We start from the raw sequence: 16595 nt of genomic DNA, 5'->3' as shown, positions 1-16595 counted from the left end.
GCGCCCGCCGGCACGCAGTTCAAGGAGGGAGGATCCATGCGTCTCTACGACAGCCTCGGCCCCAATCCGCAGGTGGTGCGCACCTTCATGGCCGAGAAGGGCATCGCGCTGGAGAGGGTGCCCGTCGACATCATGGGGGCCGAGAACCGGGGCGAGGCCTTCCGCGCCATCAACCCCCTCGGCCAGCTCCCGGCGCTTGCGCTCGACGACGGCACCGTCGTCACCGAGGTGACCGCCATCTGCGAGCTCCTCGAGGAGCTTCACCCGGAGCCGCCGCTCCTCGGCAGAACGCCCGCCGAGCGGGCCGAGACCCGGATGTGGCTGCGCCGTTTCGATCTCCTCGTCATCGAGCCCTTCACGCTCGGCTTCCGCGCCACGGTCGCGCGCGACTTCTTCAGCCCCCGGCTCCCGCTGCTTTCGCAGGCCGCCGGGGCCGAGATGCTCGCGCACTGGGCCGACCGCCTGCGCGTGCTCGACGGGCTGCTCGCCGGCCGCGCCTTTGTCTGCGGCGACCGCTTCAGCCTTGCCGACATTCCGCTCGGCTGCTTCCTCCGCTTCGCGCCGGCCGCCGGCGTGCCGCTGCCCGAGGGGCTTGCCTTCGTGCCGCCCTGGCTCGAGCGGCTCGATGCCCGCGGCACCTTCGCCGCCTAGCCCGCCGGGCTCGACGGCGCGGGAACGACGGCCCGCCGCGCCTGCCACAGGCAGGCCGCGATGATGACGAGCGCGCCAAGAAGGGTCCGCCACGACAGCGGCTCGGCGAAGAAGATCCAGCCGAACAGCGCTGCCCAGAAGAGCGCCGTGTACTCGAACGGGGCAAGCGTCTGCGCCTCGGCGCGGGCATAGGCGCGGGCGATGAACTGGAGCGCAACCGCGCCTGCGAGGCCCGCCCCCAGCACCAGCGGCCAGTCCGCGGGGGCGGGCACGCGCCCCTCGGGCAGCAGCAGGACGAAGGGCAGCAGCAGCGCCGCCGGGATGACGGCCCCGAGGATGCTGAGGATCGAGGGGCCGTCGCGGCTGGCCCGCGCCCGCATGAGGACGATGGAACCGGCGTAGCTCGCCGCCGAGACGAGGACCGCGCCCACGCCGAGCAGGCGCTCGCGCGGGATCGCGCTGACATCGGTGCCGACGGCCACCAGCACGCCGGCAAAGCCGGCGAGGATGGCAAGCAGGCTTCCCGCCTCCAGCCGTTCGCCAAGGAACAGGGCGGCAAGCGGCGGGATCATCAGTGGTGCCACGAAGGCGAAGGTGACCGCCTCGGCGAGCGGCAGGACGGTCAGGGACCAGAAGAAGAAATAGGCCGCGGCCGCGATCAGTACCCCGCGCAGCAGGTGGGGCGCGAGCATGTCCCGGCGCACCGGCGGGCGCCCCTCGCGCCACCAGAAGGGCAGGATGAAGACGAGCGCGGCAATGTAGCGCCAGAAGGTGGCGGCGACGGCAGGGTTGGTGAGCACGAGCGCCTTCATGATGGCGTCCATGGCGCAGAAGACGGCGATGCCGAAGAGGTAGAGGAGGATCGGCCCGCCGCGCATGGCCTCCCGCTCGCGGCCGCTCGCGAGGATTGCAAGCCCCCGGAAAAGGGGATTAAGGGGGTCCGCTTTCCGCGTGCTTGCGCGGCCTTGGCGCGGCGCGCGGCCTCATGGGGCAAGGAGTGACACATGGCAAAGCTTCTGGGCAATCTCTGGAACGCGGTGGGGCTTGGCGGCCTTCTCGCGATCATCGTGCTGTGGGGCTTCCACGGCGACAATCCCGCCCTCGTCAACGGGATCTTCCGCTTCCTCCACGTGCTGCTCGGCATCATGTGGATCGGCCTTCTCTACTATTTCAACTTCGTGCAGATCCCGACGATGCCCAAGGTTCCGGCCGAGCTGAAGCCAGGCGTTTCCAAGTACATCGCGCCGGAGGCCCTGTTCTGGTTCCGCTGGGCGGCGCTGTTCACGGTGGTGACCGGCCTCGTCATCGCGCTCCTCAACAACTATCTCGTCGAGGCGCTTACCCTCTCGCCCGGCTACCGCGTGATCGGGCTCGGCATGTGGCTTGCGCTCGTCATGGCGTTCAACGTCTGGTTCGTGATCTGGCCCAACCAGAAGAAGGCGCTCGGCATCGTCGAGGCGGATGCCGACACCAAGGCCAAGGCGGCGACGACCGCGATGATCTTCAGCCGCACCAACACGGTGCTTTCGCTGCCCATGCTCTGGTGCATGGTGAGCCAGGGCGCGCTCGGCGGCGTCTGACCCGCCGCCGGCCGGCTCAGGCGAGGTAGGCCGCGCTGGTCTTCGCGGCCACCTCGTCGGCCGTCACGCCGGGCGCCAGCTCGACGAGGCGGAAGGGGCTGCCCTTTCGGTCCGGCCGCTCGAAGACCGCAAGGTCGGTGATGATCACGTCGACGCAGTTCCTGCCGGTCAGCGGCAGGGTGCAGCGGGGCACGAACTTCGGCCGTCCGGCCCTGTCGACATGCTCCATCATCACGACGATCCGCGGCGTGCCGGCCACGAGGTCCATCGCCCCGCCCATCCCCTTCACCATCTTCCCCGGCACCATCCAGTTGGCGAGATCGCCGTTCTCCGCCACTTCCATCGCCCCCAAGATGGAAAGGTCCATGTGGCCGCCGCGGATCATCGCGAAGCTGTCGGCGCTCGAGAAGTAGCTGGTGCGCGGAAGCTCGGTCACCGTCTGCTTCCCGGCATTGATGAGGTCGGGGTCTTCCTCCCCCTCGAAAGGAAAGGGGCCCATGCCCAGCATCCCGTTCTCGGACTGGAGCGTGATGTCGACTCCTTCGGGCACGTGGTTGGCAACGAGCGTCGGCATGCCGATGCCGAGGTTGACGTAGAAGCCGTCCTTCAGTTCCCGGGCCGCGCGCGCGGCCATCTCGTCACGGGTCCAGGGCATCGGTTTCCTCCTTGGGTGTCCAGCGCGCCGCCTCGGGCACCACGTCGTCGAGCGTCAGCGGCGGGTCATTCCAGCGGCCGTACATGGGGTTGGGGATGAGGAACCAGCGCTCGCCCCAGAGCGGGCCGAAGACGGTCGCGGCAACACGCGTGCGCTCGGCCGGCGGCCGGCGGCTGCCGTCGGGGGCGAAGTCGATGGCATCGGCGAAGTCGCCCATCTGGTCGCCCACCTGCGCCAGCACGCAGAAACGCTCGGCGATCGCCACGCGGCGCGCGTGCTTGCGGCTGCTGCCGTCGGCATCGCCCTCGAGCCAGAGCGTGTCGCCGTGCACCGCCTCGCCGAAGCCCAGCCGCGCGAGCGCCCGCACCGTTGCCGCCGCATGGGCTGCCGAGCGGTTCGAGTTGAACACCGGCGTGATGCCGAGCTTCCGCAGCGCCTCGACCGCCGCGACCGCGCCCGGCACCGCGACGAGGCGGTCGCCGCCGTCCTTTTCCCACCGGGCCCAGCGCTTCGGATCGAAGGCGGCTGCCCGCCGCACCTGGTCGGCCTGCGCGCCCATGTTCCACACCAGCGTCTCGTCGATGTCGAAGACGACGGCCGGGCGGCGGAAGGTCAGGTCGCAGTCGCGCATGCGGGCCCGCCCGCCTTCCACCTCGCGCACGATCGCGCTCTCGAACCCGGAGCCGAAGTAGAGGTTGCCGAGCCGGGACTCCGCCTTGTCGACAAGCGCCCGGAAGCTGGCCTCGGCGAGCATCGCGGCTTCGGCCGTGCCGTAGGTCCAGGTGGTCGCCTGAAGCGCGGGCGAGACGGGCGCGGCCGCAGCCGGCGGCGGGGGTGCCGGGCGCGCGGCGGGGGCTGTCGCACAGGCACCAAGCAGCAGGGCAAGGCCGAGCGCGGCCGCCCCCGCCTTCCGCCTGGCCTCCGGCCGCCCGGTCTCCCATGCCGCCATCACCGCCTCCTCAGGCTGCCGGCCGCGCCCTCACCGTGCGCTGCTCGATGCGCTTCTCGAAGCTGCCCCGGAACAGCCGGTCCACGAAGACGGAGGGCGTGTGGATGCAGTCGGGGTCGAGCGCGCCGTCGGGCACCAGCTCCTCGACTTCCGCCACCGTCACCCGGCCGGCGGTTGCCGCCATCGGATTGAAGTTGCGCGCCGTCTTCCGGTAGACGAGGTTGCCGAAGCGGTCTCCCTTCCAGGCCTTGACGATGGCGAGATCCGCCCGGATCCCGCGCTCGAGGATGTAGGTCTCGCCGTCGAACTCCTTGTGCTCCTTGCCTTCGGCGACGACCGTTCCGACGCCCGTCTTCGTGTAGAAGCCCGGGATCCCGGCGCCGCCTGCGCGCATCCGCTCGGCAAGCGTGCCCTGCGGGCAGAACTCGAGCTCGAGCTCGCCGGCGAGATACTGGCGCTCGAATTCCCGGTTCTCGCCGACGTAGGAGGAGATCATCTTCCTGACCTGCCGGCTTTCGAGCAGGAGACCGAGGCCGAAGCCATCGACGCCCGCATTGTTGGAGACGATGGTGAGGTCCTTCACGCCCGAGTCGCGGATGGCGGCGATGCAGTTCTCCGGGATTCCGCACAGCCCGAACCCGCCGGCCACGATCGTCATGCCGTCGAACAGGAGCCCTTCGAGTGCTTCCGCCGCGTTCGCGAAGACCTTGTTGGCCACCCCGTTCTCCCTTGCCGATTCGTGCCGTTGACCGGCCCCTAGCGCCCGGCGAGAGGCGTTTCCAATGCCCGAGCCCCTCTATCTCGCCCGCCACGCCGAAACCGTCCACAACCGCGCCCGGCGGATGCAGGGCAACGCGGCGGTGACGCCGCTGACGCTCGCCGGCATCCGCCAGGCCGATGCCATGGGTGCAGCGCTTGCGGCCCATTTCCGCACCTCGGGCGAGCCGGTGCCGCCGCTCTGGTCATCCCCCGCCCCGCGCGCGCTCCAGACGGCGGCGATCGTCGCCGACCATCTCGGCATCGACTGGTTCGCCGTCCGCCAGGATGCCCGCCTTCGCGAGATCGAGGTCGGCCACTGGACCGGCCGCGACTATGCCGAGATCATCGCGCGCGAAGGCCCCATCCTCGACGAGGCGCGCCGCCTGTTCCGGATGCCCATTCCCGGCGGCGAACATTATGCCGACATCGCCGCCCGCCTTGCCGACTGGCTGGCGGACATGGCCGGCGCGCCCGCGATCGTCATCAGCCATGGCATGACGGCGCGCGTCCTGCGCGGCCTGCTCGTCGGTGGCCTGCCTTACGAAGGCGTGCCCATCGCCGAAGACGTGCCGCAGGGCTCGATCGTCCGGATTGCCGACGGCGCCGAGACCCTGCTCCTCACCGGGGCAGGCAGCATCGGGCCCCGGGTCGCCTGAGCGCAGCCGCAAGCCGCTCCCAGCGGGCAGGTTTCGGGACGCTGCGACCGTCCAGCGCCATTGGCTCGGCTGCCCCGGGGCATTGACCGAATCCGGACGCCGCCCCGCGCGGGCTTGGGCGGACATCGACCCGGAAGGCCGCACCCGGGCCTTGGCTCCCAGGCATCGGCGAAAGGAGCCGCGCCACCCGGGTGGCGCGGCCCCTCGCCCCCCCGCTGAGGTCCGTCAGGCCCGGGCGAGCCGCCGCCGCCGCGCCATGCCGCCGACGAGGCCGAAGCCGGCGATCAGCATCGCCCAGGTCGCCGGCTCGGGGATCACGCCCCCCGAGGGGAAGATCGCCGACAGGGCGAAATTGTCGATCCCCCAGCTCTCGTCAAGCCCGCCCTGGAAGCCGGCGCCGCCGAAGCGGATGGCAAGGCTGAAGTTTAGCGCCGTGTGCGGGAAGAGAAACTCGTAGCGCACCACCGTGTCGGGCCATACCGAATTGTAGCCGAGATTGGTCCCGGTCGAGATGACCGTGCCCGGCCCCACGTCGAACACCGTGCCCGAGGCGTTGTTCACCGTCCACTGGTAGCTCTGGCCGGCGAAGTCGACGAAGAGGATGTCGGGCGCCACCGTGCCGTTGACCGAATCCCAGCTGTCGATGAAGGCGATGTCGAACTTCAGGCGCAGATGGGTGTGGGCGCCAAGGCCGAACACCTGTAGCGTGGTCGTGCCGCTGGTGTCGTTGCGCAGCATCTTCGTGCCCATGCCCGGAAAGCCGACCGCGGACTGGATCGAACTTCCCCCATAGGAGACGGCAAGGATACCGAATGGGAATGGCCCCGGGGTCTCGAACTCGCTCGTCTCGAAGGTCGTCGACCAGACATTCTGCTCGGCAGCGAGCCCGGGCGCTGCCACCAGCAGCGCCGCCGAGGCCAGGGCTCCATGCAGCTTCATTGTTCCGCCTCCGTTGTAAACCAGCGCGAACACGTGCAAGTTTCGTGCCAAGGCCATCACATGCGTGAAATCAATGGGTTGCGCGCTTGCTAGGGTCCGGCTCTGTCAAACATTTTGACAGTTCTCCGCCATCACATGGCGAATGCCGGCGGCGGCCGGTCTTCCGCGCGCCGCTGCGAGCGCCTATCTGACGGCCGTGGACACGCCGCTCATGCCCATCCCCGGCCCGGTCGAGCCGGTGCCCGTGCCGCGCGCGCCGGCGCCGCGCGCCGATGGCCTTGTCGATCTCGTCGGCCTCGACCGGGCCGCCATCGCCGCTGCCCTCGTCGAGGCCGGCCTCGTCACCCCGCGCGAGGCCCGGATGCGCGCGCGCCAGCTCTGGCACTGGATCTACAGCCGCGGCGCGACCGACTTCGCGGCCATGACCGATCTCGCCAAGCCGCTGCGGCAGGCGCTTGTCCGCCACTTCACCGTCGGCCGGCCCGAGGTGGTGGATGCCCTCGTCTCGGCGGACGGCACGCGCAAGTGGCTGCTGCGTTCGGGCGGCGAGACGTATGAGGCGGTGTTCATCCCCGACGCCGACCGGGGCACGCTCTGCGTCTCCTCGCAGGTGGGCTGCACGCTCAACTGCCGCTTCTGCCACACCGGGACCATGAAGCTCGTCAGGAACCTGACCGCAGGCGAGATCGTGGGGCAGGTGCTTCTCGCACGCGATGCGCTCGGCGAATGGCCGAGCAAGCCGGAGGGGCGGCTCCTCACCAACATCGTCATGATGGGCATGGGCGAGCCGCTCTACAATTTCGACAACGTGCGCGATGCGCTGCGCGTGGTGATGGATGGCGAGGGCCTCGCGCTCTCGAAGCGGCGGATCACGCTCTCGACCTCGGGCGTGGTGCCCATGATGGCGCGCGCCGGCGAGGAGATCGGGGTGAACCTTGCCGTCTCGCTCCACGCGGTCAGGAAGGAGGTGCGCGACGAGATCGTGCCCCTCAATCGCAAGTGGGGCATTCCCGAGCTGCTCGAGGCCTGTGCCGCCTATCCGGGAGCCAACAACGCCCGGCGGATCACCTTCGAGTACGTCATGCTCGACGGGGTGAACGATTCGGATGCGGACGCGCGCGAGCTGGTGCGCCTCATCCGCGCTTACCGGATTCCGGCCAAGGTGAACCTCATCCCCTTCAACCCGTGGCCAGGAAGCCCTTACGCCTGCTCGCCCGACGCGCGGATCGCCCGCTTCTCCGCGATCATCTTCGAAGCCGGCATCTCGGCGCCCGTGCGCACGCCCCGCGGGCGGGACATCATGGCCGCCTGCGGCCAGCTGAAGTCCGCGTCCGAGCGCCTGTCCCGGGCCGAGCTTGCCGCCCGCGCGGCCGAGAAGGAGGCCGCGTGGTGACCCGGCACGTTCGGGAGGGCGGCTAGCGCTTCCGGGCGGTCTCGGCCGGCTTCATGGGCACGAACCGCCCCAGCCCGCAGCTTGCGCCCGTGTTGGGGCCGATGCCGGGGATGATCACCGTGATGATGTCGACGTTGCAGAGCAGGTTGAGCGAGGTCTGGTAGCCGAAGCTCTCCTGGAAGCCGAGCTGCGGGCACTTCGCCGGAAGGGTGTTGCGGAACACCTGGCCGTTGTCGAGCACGAAGTCGATGACCTGGTCCGAGAGCACCCGGGTCTCGCGGATGCGGTTGAGCTGGATGCAGTCCTGCGGTTCGCCGGCGGGAACCCAAGCGGACATCAGCGCCGCGCGTCGCTCTGCCCGCCCTTGCGCCGAGGCCGCTGTCGCGACCAGCAGTGCTGCCGCGAGGCTGGCTGCGGTCTTGCGGGAGATGCTCATGACGTCGTCTCCTCTTGCCCCCCAGTGCTCCCTTGCGCGGGTCGGCTGAACGCGGGCTTGACGCGGCGCGGCGTCTTCTGGGGCTTGGTCGTGGTCTTGTCGGGAAAGCGGCAGTCCTGCGCCACGGGGCAGCGCCAGCATTCGGGCGCGCGCGCCTTGCAGAGGTAGCGGCCATGAAGGATGAGGAGGTGGTGCGCGGCCTTCGCCCAGCGCTTCGGCACGCGGGCCACGAGATCGCGCTCGACGGCCTCGGGCGTCGTTCCGGCTGAAAGCCCGATCCGCCGTGCGACGCGGAAGACGTGGGTGTCGACTGCGAGCGTCGGTTCGCCGAAGGCCTCGTTCAGAACGACGTTCGCGGTCTTGCGCCCCACGCCGGGGAGCGCCTCGAGGCTCGCCCGGTCGCGCGGCACCTCGCCGCCGTGCTTCTCGAGAAGAAGGCGCGAGAGCGCGTGGACGTTCGCGGCCTTGGCCCGCCAGAGGCCGATGGTGCGGATGTGCGCGGCAATCCCCTCCTCGCCGAGCGCGACCATCTTCTCGGGCGTGTCGGCCACTGCGAACAGCCGCTTCGTCGCCTTGTTGACGCCGGCGTCGGTCGCCTGGGCCGAGAGCACGACCGCCACGAGGAGCGTGTAGGGGCTGGTGTAGTGGAGCTCGGTTGCCGGCGCCGGGTTGGCGGCACCGAGGGCATCGAAGATGCGTTTCACCCGCATGGCCGACAGCGGCCGGGCGTTCGCACCGCCCGCGGCGCGGCTCTCGGCCGGTTCCCCCCCGCCAGCGCCGCGCGCGCTCCTGCCCTCTCGCCCGGCCTTGTCCCGCGCCGTGCGAGCCGGTCTCGTCACCTTGCCGCGTAGCGGAGCGTCCATGTCCCTGCTAGGCCACAGCCCATGGCAGACGGCAAGCCGCCCCTCTTCCTTGACCTCCACCTCTGGCCCAACCGGTCCATGAACCCGCGCCACGTGCCTCTCGTGCTGGGCGGGGTGGGGCTCGTCTTCGCGCTCCTTGCGTTGCGCTTCCTGCTGCTGGGCGCCTGGCCGATCCTGCCGTTCCTTCTTGCCGACCTGCTGCTCCTCGGCTGGGCGCTCAGAGCCTCCTTCCGCTCGGGCGAGGCAGCCGAGCATCTCCGGCTTGATGCCGAGGCGCTCGAGCTCGTCCGCGTGAGCCCGCTCGGCGCCCGCCAGCGCCACCGGCTGCAGCCGCTGGCCGTCCGGGTCGAGCTCGAGCGCTTCCCCGATTCGCGCAACCGGCTCTGGCTCGCCAGCCGCGACCGGAGGCTCGCCGTCGGCAGCTTCCTCTCGGCGGCCGAGCGCGAGGCGCTCGCCCGCGAGATCGAGGCCGGGCTTGCCCGCTGGCGGTCCGGCCGGCCGCGCCAGCCCTAGCCGCGCGCAAGCCGGGCGATGGCGGCCGCCGTCTCGCCGGGCGCGGTCAGCGGCAGGTCGTGCCCCGACTCGATCACCACCATCTGCCAGCCGAGCCCTTCCGCCTGCGCGCGGCCGGCGGCCGGCCCGGCCATGCTGTTGGCGGCTGCCGCCACATAGGCCTTCGGCAGGCTGGCGAAGCGGGCAGGGAGCGGCGGCAATGGCTCGATGAGCGAGCGCCAGGGCATCGGAGTCGTCCGCCGCCTGGCCCAGGCATGGGCCGGATGGCCTTCGGGCACGTCGAAGGTGGCAGGGTCCGGCGCCGGCAGGGCGAGGCCGTCCACCAGCGTCGCCTCCGCTGCCGCGACGGCCTCGTCAGGCAGGCCATGGGTCAGCGCCTGGCCTTCCACCACCGGCACGCCATCGAGCGAGACGTAGCGCGAGATTTCGGGATGCGCGGTTGCGAGCGCGGCCGGAAGCGCGCCGTAGCTATGGCCCACGATCGTCACGTCGGTCATCTCTTCGGCGTCGAGCACGGCGAGGAGGTCGGCGGCGTGCTGGGCAAGCCCGGTCTCGGCCGAGAGCAGGTGCGCCCGCTCGCCGAGCCCGGTGAGGGTGGGGGCGACCACCCGAAAGCCCGCGCCGCGCAGCGCGTCGGCCACGTGCCGCCAGCACCAGCCGCCGTGCCAGGCCCCGTGCACCAGCAGGATCTCAGCCATCTTCCTCCCTCCACCAGTCGAACGCCCGGGCCTGGTGCGCCTCCACTAACCGCCGCGCTTCGGGCCCCTCGAACGGCCCCTCCCACGGATCGTGGGACTTGGAAAGCCACCAGCCCTGGCCGGGAATGCCGTCCGCCTGCCGCACCACCAGCACGGCCAACTCGGGCCGGCCCGCGCCGCGCTGCCGCGCATCCACCTCCTCGAGCGCGGCGCAGAGCTGGCCCACGTCGAACCGCCGGAAGGGCAGGCCGAACCAGGCGAAGACCTCGCCGTAGCTGATGGCGCGCCCCGCCTTCGCGCGCAGCACGAGGAGGGCTTCCAGCTCGTCCACCGGAAAGAGCGGCATGGGTGCGGGGCTAGCAGGCAGGAAGCGCGTCGGCTATCGGCGGCAATCCAGATGCGAGCCTTCCCCGAGACGCGGCTGCGCCGCAACCGCCGCACGCCCTGGCTTCGCGCGATGGTGCGCGAGACGGTGCTGACTCCTGCCAACCTGCTCTGGCCCGTGTTCGTGACCGCTGGCGCCGAGCCTGAGCCCATCGCCACCATGCCCGGCGTCGTGCGCCACCCGCTGGCGGGCCTCGGCGCCATCGCGCGAGAAGCCGCAAGCCTCGGCATCCCGGCGATCGCCCTCTTCCCCAACACGCCAGGTGAGCTGCGCACCGACGACGGCCGCGAGGCGCTCAACCCCGACAACCTCGTCTGCCGCGCGATCGCCGAGCTCAAGGCCGCGACCGACGCCGTCGGGGTCATGACCGACGTCGCGCTCGACCCCTACACCGCCCACGGTCACGACGGCCTCGTCGATGCTGCGGGCCGGGTCCTGAACGATGCCACGGTCGAGGTGCTCGTCGGCCAGGCCCTGAACCAGGCGCGGGCCGGGGCCGACATCCTTGCTCCCTCCGACATGATGGACGGCCGCATCGGCGCCATCCGCCGCGCGCTCGAGGCCGAGGGCTTCCCCGAAGTTCACCTCATGGCCTATTCCGCGAAATATGCGAGCGGCTTCTACGGCCCCTTCCGCGACGCGGTGGGGGCGGCCGGGCGCCTCAAGGGGGACAAGGCGACCTACCAGATGGACCCGGCCAACGCCCGCGAGGCGCTCGCGGAGGTTGCCCTCGATCTTGCCGAGGGCGCCGACAGCGTCATGGTGAAGCCGGGCCTTGCCTATCTCGACGTGGTGAAGGCGGTGGCCGGCCGCTTCGATGCGCCGGTCTTCGCCTACTGCGTCTCGGGCGAATATGCGATGGTCGAGGCCGCCGTCGCTGCCGGGATGCTGGCGCGCGAGGCGGTCGTGCCCGAGATGCTCCTCGCCTTCCGCCGCGCCGGTGCCGCGGGCGTCCTCACCTATCATGCGCCGTTCGCCGCGCGGCTCCTCGGTGCCTGACCGCGCATGACCGACTTCTCCGCCCTGCTTGCGCCCGACCGGGGCGAGGCCGCGGTTGCGATCCGTGCCGTGAACGAGACGGGCTTTCCCGCCTTTCGCGCCCGGCTGGGCCCGGCCGCGCAGGCCGCTGTCGATGGCGCAGGCTTCCGCGGCCGCGCCGACCAGGCGCTCGTGCTGCCTGACGGGGAGGGCTGGTTCCTCGCGCTCGGCACCGGGCCTGCCGATGGCCCACCGGGGCGCTGGACGCTGGCTGCCGCTGCCGCCGCCCTTCCCGAGGGCAGCTACCGCTTCGACGGGCCGCTCTCCCCGCTTGCGCTCCACGGCTGGCTCATGGCCCAGCACCGCTTCACCCGCTACCGCAAGGCACCCGACGCGCGCGGGCCTCGCCGGCTTCTGGTGCCCGAGCCGGCGGCGATTGCGCCGGCCGTGGCCGAGGCGGAGGCTGCAGCGCTCGTCCGCGACCTCGTCGACACCCCGGCCGAGGACATGGGCCCGGCCGAGCTCGAGGCGGCGGTGCGCGCGCTTGCCGAGACCACGGGCGCGCGCGTCGAGGCGGTCGCCGGCGAGGCTCTCCTCGAGCGGAACCTGCCCGCGGTGCACGCCGTGGGCCGGGCCAGCCCGCGGCGGCCGCGGCTTCTCACACTCGCCTGGGGCGAGCCGCAGCACCCGCTCGTCGCCCTCGTCGGCAAGGGGATCACCTTCGACACCGGCGGCCTCAACCTGAAGCCTGGCAACGCCATGGCGCTGATGAAGAAGGACATGGGCGGCGCGGCCCATGCGCTTGCCCTCGCCCGCCTCGTGATCGGCGCGCGCCTGCCGGTCCGCGTCCTTCTCGTCATCGCGACGGCCGACAACGCCGTCTCCGGCAACGCCCTTCGCCCGGGCGACGTCATCGCCACGCGCAAGGGGCTCAGCGTCGAGGTGGGCAACACCGATGCCGAGGGCCGTCTCGTGCTTGCCGATGCGCTGACGCTCGCCGGCGAGGCGGGGCCTGCCCTCATCCTCGACTTCGCAACCCTGACCGGTGCGGCGCGCGTCGCCCTCGGGCCGGACCTCCCGGCGCTGTTCGTAAACGACGAGACGCTGGCCACCGACCTGCTCGCAGCAGCGACCGAGGTCGAGGATCCGCTCTGGCGGCTGCCGCTCTGGGCTCCCTACCGCGAGATGCTCCGCTCGACCGTCGCCGACCTCGGCAACGTGCCCGAAGGCAGCTTCGCCGGCGCGATTGCGGGCGCCCTGTTCCTCACCCATTTCCTGCCCGACGCCGTGCCCTGGGCGCACCTCGACCTCTACGCGTGGAACGGGACGGCCCGCCCGGGCCGCCCGAAGGGCGGGGCCGCGATGGGCCTTTTCGCCGCCTTCCGCCTCATCGCGCGGCGGTTCGGGGGTGGATGAGGGCGAGGGCATGAGCGGAATGGCGGGCCGGAGGAGCCGTATCAGCGGGCGACGTTTCGCCGCGCCGCTGTCGCCCCTGGACCCTCGCATCGCCCCGTGGCGCCCCGATCTTGCCGACATCGCGCTCGCCGGGCTCGTCGCGGTGCCCCATTATGCGGCACCTGTGCTGCGCAGCGTGGCCGCGGAATCGGCCATGCTCCACACCCGCCCGGAGGCGGACTCGGAGGCGGCGAGCGAGCTTCTCCACGGCGAGACCTTCGCCGTCCTCGAGGAGGCGCGCGGCTGGGCCTGGGGCCAGGCACGGGCCGACGGCTACGTCGGCTACGTCCGCACGGAGGCGCTCGCGCCTGCGCTTGGCCCGCCTGCCGGCCCAGTATGGGACGCGACGGTCGGCCCGGGAGACGCGCTGCGGTTCGCGGCACCGGCGGTCAAGGCGCCGGTGGTGGGTGTGCTGCCGGCCGGGTCGAGGCTTCACGTGCGCGAGGCCGACGAAGCCTTCGTCATGATTGCGGACGGGTCCTTTGCCGGCCAGTTCGTCCATCGCCGCCACCTCCTGCCCGCGGGCGGTGCGGCCGATCCGGTGGAGGTGGCGAAGCAGTTCCTCGGGGCGCCCTACCGCTGGGGCGGGCGGACCCGCGCCGGGGTGGACTGCTCCGGCCTTGTCCAGATGGCCTGGCGCCTCTGCGGCCGCCCCGCGCGGCGCGACAGCGACATGCTCGTTGCCGATGCAGGGCCCGAGGTTCCGCCGGAAGAGCGGGCGCGCGGCGATCTGGCCTGGTGGCCGGGGCACGTGGGCCTCCTGGTCGACTCGGGCACGCTCCTCCATGCGAACGCGCACTGGATGGCGGTGGTCGTCGAGCCGCTGGCCGACGTCGTCGCCCGGATCGGCACTCCGGCACGCTGCCGCAGGCCGATGGCGTGAGGCGCGGCAGTGGCCTCGTTGCCCCCGCGCTGTCCACAGGCCGTCCGCCGCTTTGTCCCCCGCGAAATCGTCCTTTACAGGTCAGACTTTGCTTGCCCTTCTCCGGCACTTGCGGTAGAGCCCCCTGCGGGTTCTGGCAGCTCTCCTGCCGCTGTCATCCCGACGCGCGGGGGGCATGCCGGACATCGTGGCGACGCAGCCGCCAAGGGCGGCCGCACGTGATCCGGCGCGGCGGTCTGTCCGGCGTCTGTAGCGCTTCGCGTGGGGAAGGGCGGATGTCTGACATCACTCGGAAGGGCGAAGCGGCGGATGTCTTCGACACCGAGGCGGTGGAAGCCGCGCTCGCTGCTGTCGACCTGCCGCCCGACTATCGGCCGAGCGAGGCGGAGCCCTTCATGAACCCGCGGCAGCTTGCCTATTTCCGCCGCAAGCTCCTGCTGTGGAAGGCCGAGATTCTGGCCGAGGCGCGGGCGACCATGCGGCAGCTGCGCGCGGAGCCGCTGCAGGAGCCCGACGCGACCGATCGCGCCGCCTCCGAGACCGACTGGGCGATCGAGCTTCGCGCCCGCGACCGGCAGCGCAAGCTCCTCGCCAAGATCGACGCCGCGCTCGAGCGGATCGAGACCGGCGAATATGGCTACTGCGAGATCAGCGGGGAGCCGATCTCGCTTGCGCGGCTCGAGGCGCGCCCCATCGCGACCATGACGCTCGAGGCCCAGGAACGCCATGAGCGCGAGGAGAAGGTCAGCCGCGACGACTGACCCGCGACCGCGCGGACCGTGGGCTGGCGGCCGAACGCATCAAGGGAGCAGGGCGGGGCGGCAGGGGGCGGCGCGGCAGGGGCGGCGCGGCAGGGGCGGCGCGGCAGGGGCGGCGCGGCAGGGGGCGGGGCAGTGAACGACCAGCCGAGCGTCGCCCGGAACGCAACCTCCCCCACGGGCCCGGTTTCGGCCGGGCGCCCGGTCGACGTCCTCAGTCGCCCCGGACGATCGCGTCCTTCAGCCGCAGCTTCTCACGCTTGAGCCGGGCAAGGCGTACCGAATCGGGCAGCGGGCGACGAAGCTCGGAAGCGATCTCGCCGTCGATCATCCGGTGGCGGGTGCTCAGCGCGTCAAGGTGCGGACTGGTCATTCCCATGCCCTTTCCTGGCCGTCCGGCGCGCCTCGCGGGCGGCCGGATTTGGAAGCTAAGCACGCCCGGCGGCCTGCGGCAAAGCCCCCACATGTGGCGGCTCAGGCGAGCATCGGCCCCTACGGCTGGGGGCGCCTTCGGAATGCCCGCGCTGCGAGTCGCTCCCGCTTGACGGCTGTGCGCGCGCTTCGGCAAGGATCGGCAGGGGGCCGCCGTGCCGCCCGTCCGGAGGACATCGCCTGTTGGACGAGACCGAACTCAGGGCCCGGCTCGCCCGCCTGACCGAGGAGCACCGCGATCTCGACGCGGCAATCGCTGCGCTCGCCAGCGCCCCAGGGGCCGATGCGCTGCAGCTCGCCCGCCTCAAGAAGCGCAAGCTCCGGCTGAAGGACGAGATCCGCCTCGTCCAGGACCTGCTCATCCCCGACATCATCGCCTGAGCGACGCGGGCGCGGCCGGGCTCAGCCGGCGAGGAGCGCATCGACGCTGTGGTGAAACCGGGCGATCCCGCCTTCGAGCGCGCCAAGAAGAAGCCCGGGCACCGCCCCCGAGGCAAGGCCCTTCTGCCCCGCCTCGGCGGCACCGAAGTCCTCCGTCCCAAAGACCCGGCCGTCGAGCAGCGCCCAGCTCTTCGCCCAGTGCGCCTCCTCCTCGGGCGTCGCCGGGGGCGCGGGGATCAGCATGAAGTCCTCGACGAGCGTGCAGTCGACGGCCTGCGGCATCAGCACCATGAGGTTCACATAGTCGGGGCTGGCGACAAGCACGGTGCCGGGCAGCAGCTGGTAGGCGTAGGTAACAACCCGCCGGAGCGCTGCCCAGTCGGCGAGGTCGACGCCGTCGAGCCCGCCGACGCGCACCACGGCCGAGCGCATGTGCGGCCCCACCAAGTCGCCGCGGGTCACCCCATCCTCGAAGAAGCGGGCGATCGATCCGGCGTGGAGGCGCTGGACATGGTAGCTCTCGAGGAAGGCGTCCATCACGAGCTTCCAGTTCGCCTGCACACGGTGCGTGCGCCGCGCGTAGAGGTGCATGGCCGGGAGCCCGAGGGCGTCGAAGTCGGCCGCGAGCGGCCCGGTCACGTCGGCGAAGTCCGCCCCCTCGAACGGCGCCACCCAGACGAGCCCGCCCGCCTCGGCGTGCGGAACCGGCACCAGCCCGAGCGCGTCGCGCTCGAGCCCGGGGAAAGTCTCGGCGCGCGGCACCGCCTCGAGCCGGCCCGAAAGCCCGTAGGCCCAGGCATGGTAGGGGCACACGAGCTTCGGCAGGGGCACTGGCTCGGGCGCGTCGAGAAGGCGCGTGCCCCGGTGGCGGCAGGCGTTCCGGAACACGCCGAGGCGGCCGTTCGTGCTGCGGGTGAGAAGGAGGGGTGCCCCGAAACCATCGTGGGTCATCGCCGTGCCCGGCTCCGGCAGCATGGCGGACGGCCCGAGGCAGAGCGGCAGGCGGCCGAACAGGTGCGACCGCTCGCGGGCGAAGCGCGCGGGGTCGAGATAGCGGGCCGCGTCGAGGTGCAGCATCCGGGCCGGGGCTGCTTCGGGCGCAGCCGCGCGGCACGCCTCGGCAAGCGCAATCTGGCCCTCGGTAGGGCGTCGGGGAACGTCGAATGGTGCGTTCATGGGCCTCGCATCCAACGCCGTTCGCGCAGGCTCTGCAAGCTTTCCTTTCCGGCGG

General features: G+C 71.7%; 21 protein-coding genes. 10 read left to right on the top strand and 11 right to left on the bottom strand.

The features are described 5' to 3' along the window. Window positions 1–36: 36 nt before the first annotated feature. Window positions 37–651, top strand: coding sequence for a glutathione S-transferase family protein (locus H3H34_RS04935; RefSeq protein WP_194744183.1), 615 nt, complete (start codon window positions 37–39; stop codon window positions 649–651). Here the strand turns inward: H3H34_RS04935 and H3H34_RS04930 are convergent. After that, window positions 648–1529, bottom strand: a complete 882-nt coding sequence (locus H3H34_RS04930) for a DMT family transporter (protein WP_194744182.1) — start codon at window positions 1527–1529, stop codon at window positions 648–650. The genes H3H34_RS04935 and H3H34_RS04930 overlap by 4 nt on opposite strands. A gap of 126 nt (window positions 1530–1655) precedes the next feature. Here H3H34_RS04930 and H3H34_RS04925 point away from each other — a divergent pair, with 126 nt between their 5' ends. After that, on the top strand, window positions 1656–2231 hold the full coding sequence (locus tag H3H34_RS04925) for a urate hydroxylase PuuD (RefSeq protein WP_194744181.1): 576 nt from the start codon (window positions 1656–1658) through the stop codon (window positions 2229–2231). 16 nt (window positions 2232–2247) lie between these two features. Here H3H34_RS04925 and H3H34_RS04920 read toward each other — a convergent pair whose 3' ends face one another. The 3 genes from H3H34_RS04920 to H3H34_RS04910 are packed head-to-tail and all read right to left on the bottom strand — an operon-like array spanning window position 2248 to window position 4553. After that, window positions 2248–2886 carry a CoA transferase subunit B gene (locus H3H34_RS04920; RefSeq protein WP_194744180.1) on the bottom strand — a complete coding sequence of 213 codons (639 nt, stop codon included), beginning with the start codon at window positions 2884–2886 and terminating at the stop codon, window positions 2248–2250. Then, window positions 2870–3835: an HAD family acid phosphatase gene (locus H3H34_RS04915; RefSeq protein ID WP_194744179.1), complete on the bottom strand. Its 966-nt coding sequence runs from the start codon at window positions 3833–3835 to the stop codon at window positions 2870–2872. Before H3H34_RS04915 ends, H3H34_RS04920 begins: the two co-directional genes overlap by 17 nt. Window positions 3836–3845: 10 nt before the next feature. Further along, window positions 3846–4553 carry a CoA transferase subunit A gene (locus H3H34_RS04910; RefSeq protein WP_194744178.1) on the bottom strand — a complete coding sequence of 236 codons (708 nt, stop codon included), beginning with the start codon at window positions 4551–4553 and terminating at the stop codon, window positions 3846–3848. A gap of 64 nt (window positions 4554–4617) precedes the next feature. Here H3H34_RS04910 and H3H34_RS04905 point away from each other — a divergent pair, with 64 nt between their 5' ends. Next, window positions 4618–5250, top strand: coding sequence for a histidine phosphatase family protein (locus tag H3H34_RS04905; RefSeq protein WP_194744177.1), 633 nt, complete (start codon window positions 4618–4620; stop codon window positions 5248–5250). A 225-nt stretch (window positions 5251–5475) separates the two neighbouring features. Here the strand turns inward: H3H34_RS04905 and H3H34_RS04900 are convergent, their stop codons facing one another. Then, window positions 5476–6189: a PEPxxWA-CTERM sorting domain-containing protein gene (locus H3H34_RS04900; RefSeq protein ID WP_235945426.1), complete on the bottom strand. Its 714-nt coding sequence runs from the start codon at window positions 6187–6189 to the stop codon at window positions 5476–5478. 211 nt (window positions 6190–6400) lie between these two features. Between H3H34_RS04900 and rlmN the strand changes: the two genes are divergently transcribed. Then, window positions 6401–7582, top strand: coding sequence for a 23S rRNA (adenine(2503)-C(2))-methyltransferase RlmN (rlmN, locus tag H3H34_RS04895; protein ID WP_194744845.1), 1182 nt, complete (start codon window positions 6401–6403; stop codon window positions 7580–7582). 22 nt (window positions 7583–7604) lie between these two features. Here the strand turns inward: rlmN and H3H34_RS04890 are convergent, their stop codons facing one another. Continuing rightward, window positions 7605–8018 carry a hypothetical protein gene (locus tag H3H34_RS04890; protein ID WP_194744176.1) on the bottom strand — a complete coding sequence of 138 codons (414 nt, stop codon included), beginning with the start codon at window positions 8016–8018 and terminating at the stop codon, window positions 7605–7607. After that, window positions 8015–8728 carry an endonuclease III gene (gene nth / locus H3H34_RS04885; RefSeq protein WP_194744175.1) on the bottom strand — a complete coding sequence of 238 codons (714 nt, stop codon included), beginning with the start codon at window positions 8726–8728 and terminating at the stop codon, window positions 8015–8017. Before nth ends, H3H34_RS04890 begins: the two co-directional genes overlap by 4 nt. A gap of 174 nt (window positions 8729–8902) precedes the next feature. Here nth and H3H34_RS04880 point away from each other — a divergent pair, with 174 nt between their 5' ends. After that, window positions 8903–9394: a DUF2244 domain-containing protein gene (locus tag H3H34_RS04880; RefSeq protein WP_194744174.1), complete on the top strand. Its 492-nt coding sequence runs from the start codon at window positions 8903–8905 to the stop codon at window positions 9392–9394. On the opposite strand, the gene H3H34_RS04875 is transcribed toward H3H34_RS04880, so the two are convergent. Beyond that, window positions 9391–10092, bottom strand: coding sequence for an alpha/beta fold hydrolase (locus H3H34_RS04875; RefSeq protein WP_194744173.1), 702 nt, complete (start codon window positions 10090–10092; stop codon window positions 9391–9393). The two genes, H3H34_RS04880 and H3H34_RS04875, sit on opposite strands and share 4 nt — an antisense overlap. Then, window positions 10085–10438 (bottom strand): ribose-phosphate pyrophosphokinase, encoded by a 354-nt coding sequence (locus H3H34_RS04870; protein WP_194744172.1) that lies wholly within the window; start codon window positions 10436–10438, stop codon window positions 10085–10087. Before H3H34_RS04870 ends, H3H34_RS04875 begins: the two co-directional genes overlap by 8 nt. Window positions 10439–10489: 51 nt before the next feature. Here H3H34_RS04870 and hemB point away from each other — a divergent pair, with 51 nt between their 5' ends. The 4 genes from hemB to dksA all read left to right on the top strand — a co-directional run bounded on the left by hemB (window position 10490) and on the right by dksA (window position 14554). Continuing rightward, window positions 10490–11476, top strand: coding sequence for a porphobilinogen synthase (hemB, locus tag H3H34_RS04865; RefSeq protein WP_194744171.1), 987 nt, complete (start codon window positions 10490–10492; stop codon window positions 11474–11476). A gap of 6 nt (window positions 11477–11482) precedes the next feature. Continuing rightward, window positions 11483–12871 carry a leucyl aminopeptidase family protein gene (locus H3H34_RS04860; RefSeq protein ID WP_194744170.1) on the top strand — a complete coding sequence of 463 codons (1389 nt, stop codon included), beginning with the start codon at window positions 11483–11485 and terminating at the stop codon, window positions 12869–12871. A 10-nt stretch (window positions 12872–12881) separates the two neighbouring features. Then, on the top strand, window positions 12882–13793 hold the full coding sequence (locus H3H34_RS04855; protein WP_235945425.1) for a C40 family peptidase: 912 nt from the start codon (window positions 12882–12884) through the stop codon (window positions 13791–13793). Between the two features lie 395 nt (window positions 13794–14188). Continuing rightward, window positions 14189–14554 (top strand): RNA polymerase-binding protein DksA, encoded by a 366-nt coding sequence (gene dksA, locus H3H34_RS04850; RefSeq protein WP_235945508.1) that lies wholly within the window; start codon window positions 14189–14191, stop codon window positions 14552–14554. A gap of 211 nt (window positions 14555–14765) precedes the next feature. Here dksA and H3H34_RS04845 read toward each other — a convergent pair whose 3' ends face one another. Next, entirely contained in the window at window positions 14766–14924 is a 159-nt protein-coding gene (locus tag H3H34_RS04845; RefSeq protein ID WP_194744168.1) for a YdcH family protein, read from the bottom strand. Window positions 14925–15166: 242 nt separating this feature from the next. Here H3H34_RS04845 and H3H34_RS04840 point away from each other — a divergent pair, with 242 nt between their 5' ends. Next, window positions 15167–15364 (top strand): DUF465 domain-containing protein, encoded by a 198-nt coding sequence (locus tag H3H34_RS04840; RefSeq protein ID WP_194744167.1) that lies wholly within the window; start codon window positions 15167–15169, stop codon window positions 15362–15364. A gap of 21 nt (window positions 15365–15385) precedes the next feature. On the opposite strand, the gene H3H34_RS04835 is transcribed toward H3H34_RS04840, so the two are convergent. Beyond that, entirely contained in the window at window positions 15386–16540 is a 1155-nt protein-coding gene (locus tag H3H34_RS04835; protein WP_194744166.1) for an aromatic ring-hydroxylating oxygenase subunit alpha, read from the bottom strand. Window positions 16541–16595: the final 55 nt, after the last annotated feature.

The organism is Thermaurantiacus tibetensis (assembly GCF_015354055.1).
GTDB lineage: Bacteria > Pseudomonadota > Alphaproteobacteria > Sphingomonadales > Sphingomonadaceae > Thermaurantiacus > Thermaurantiacus tibetensis.
This window is presented reverse-complemented; position numbering and strand designations above follow the sequence as displayed.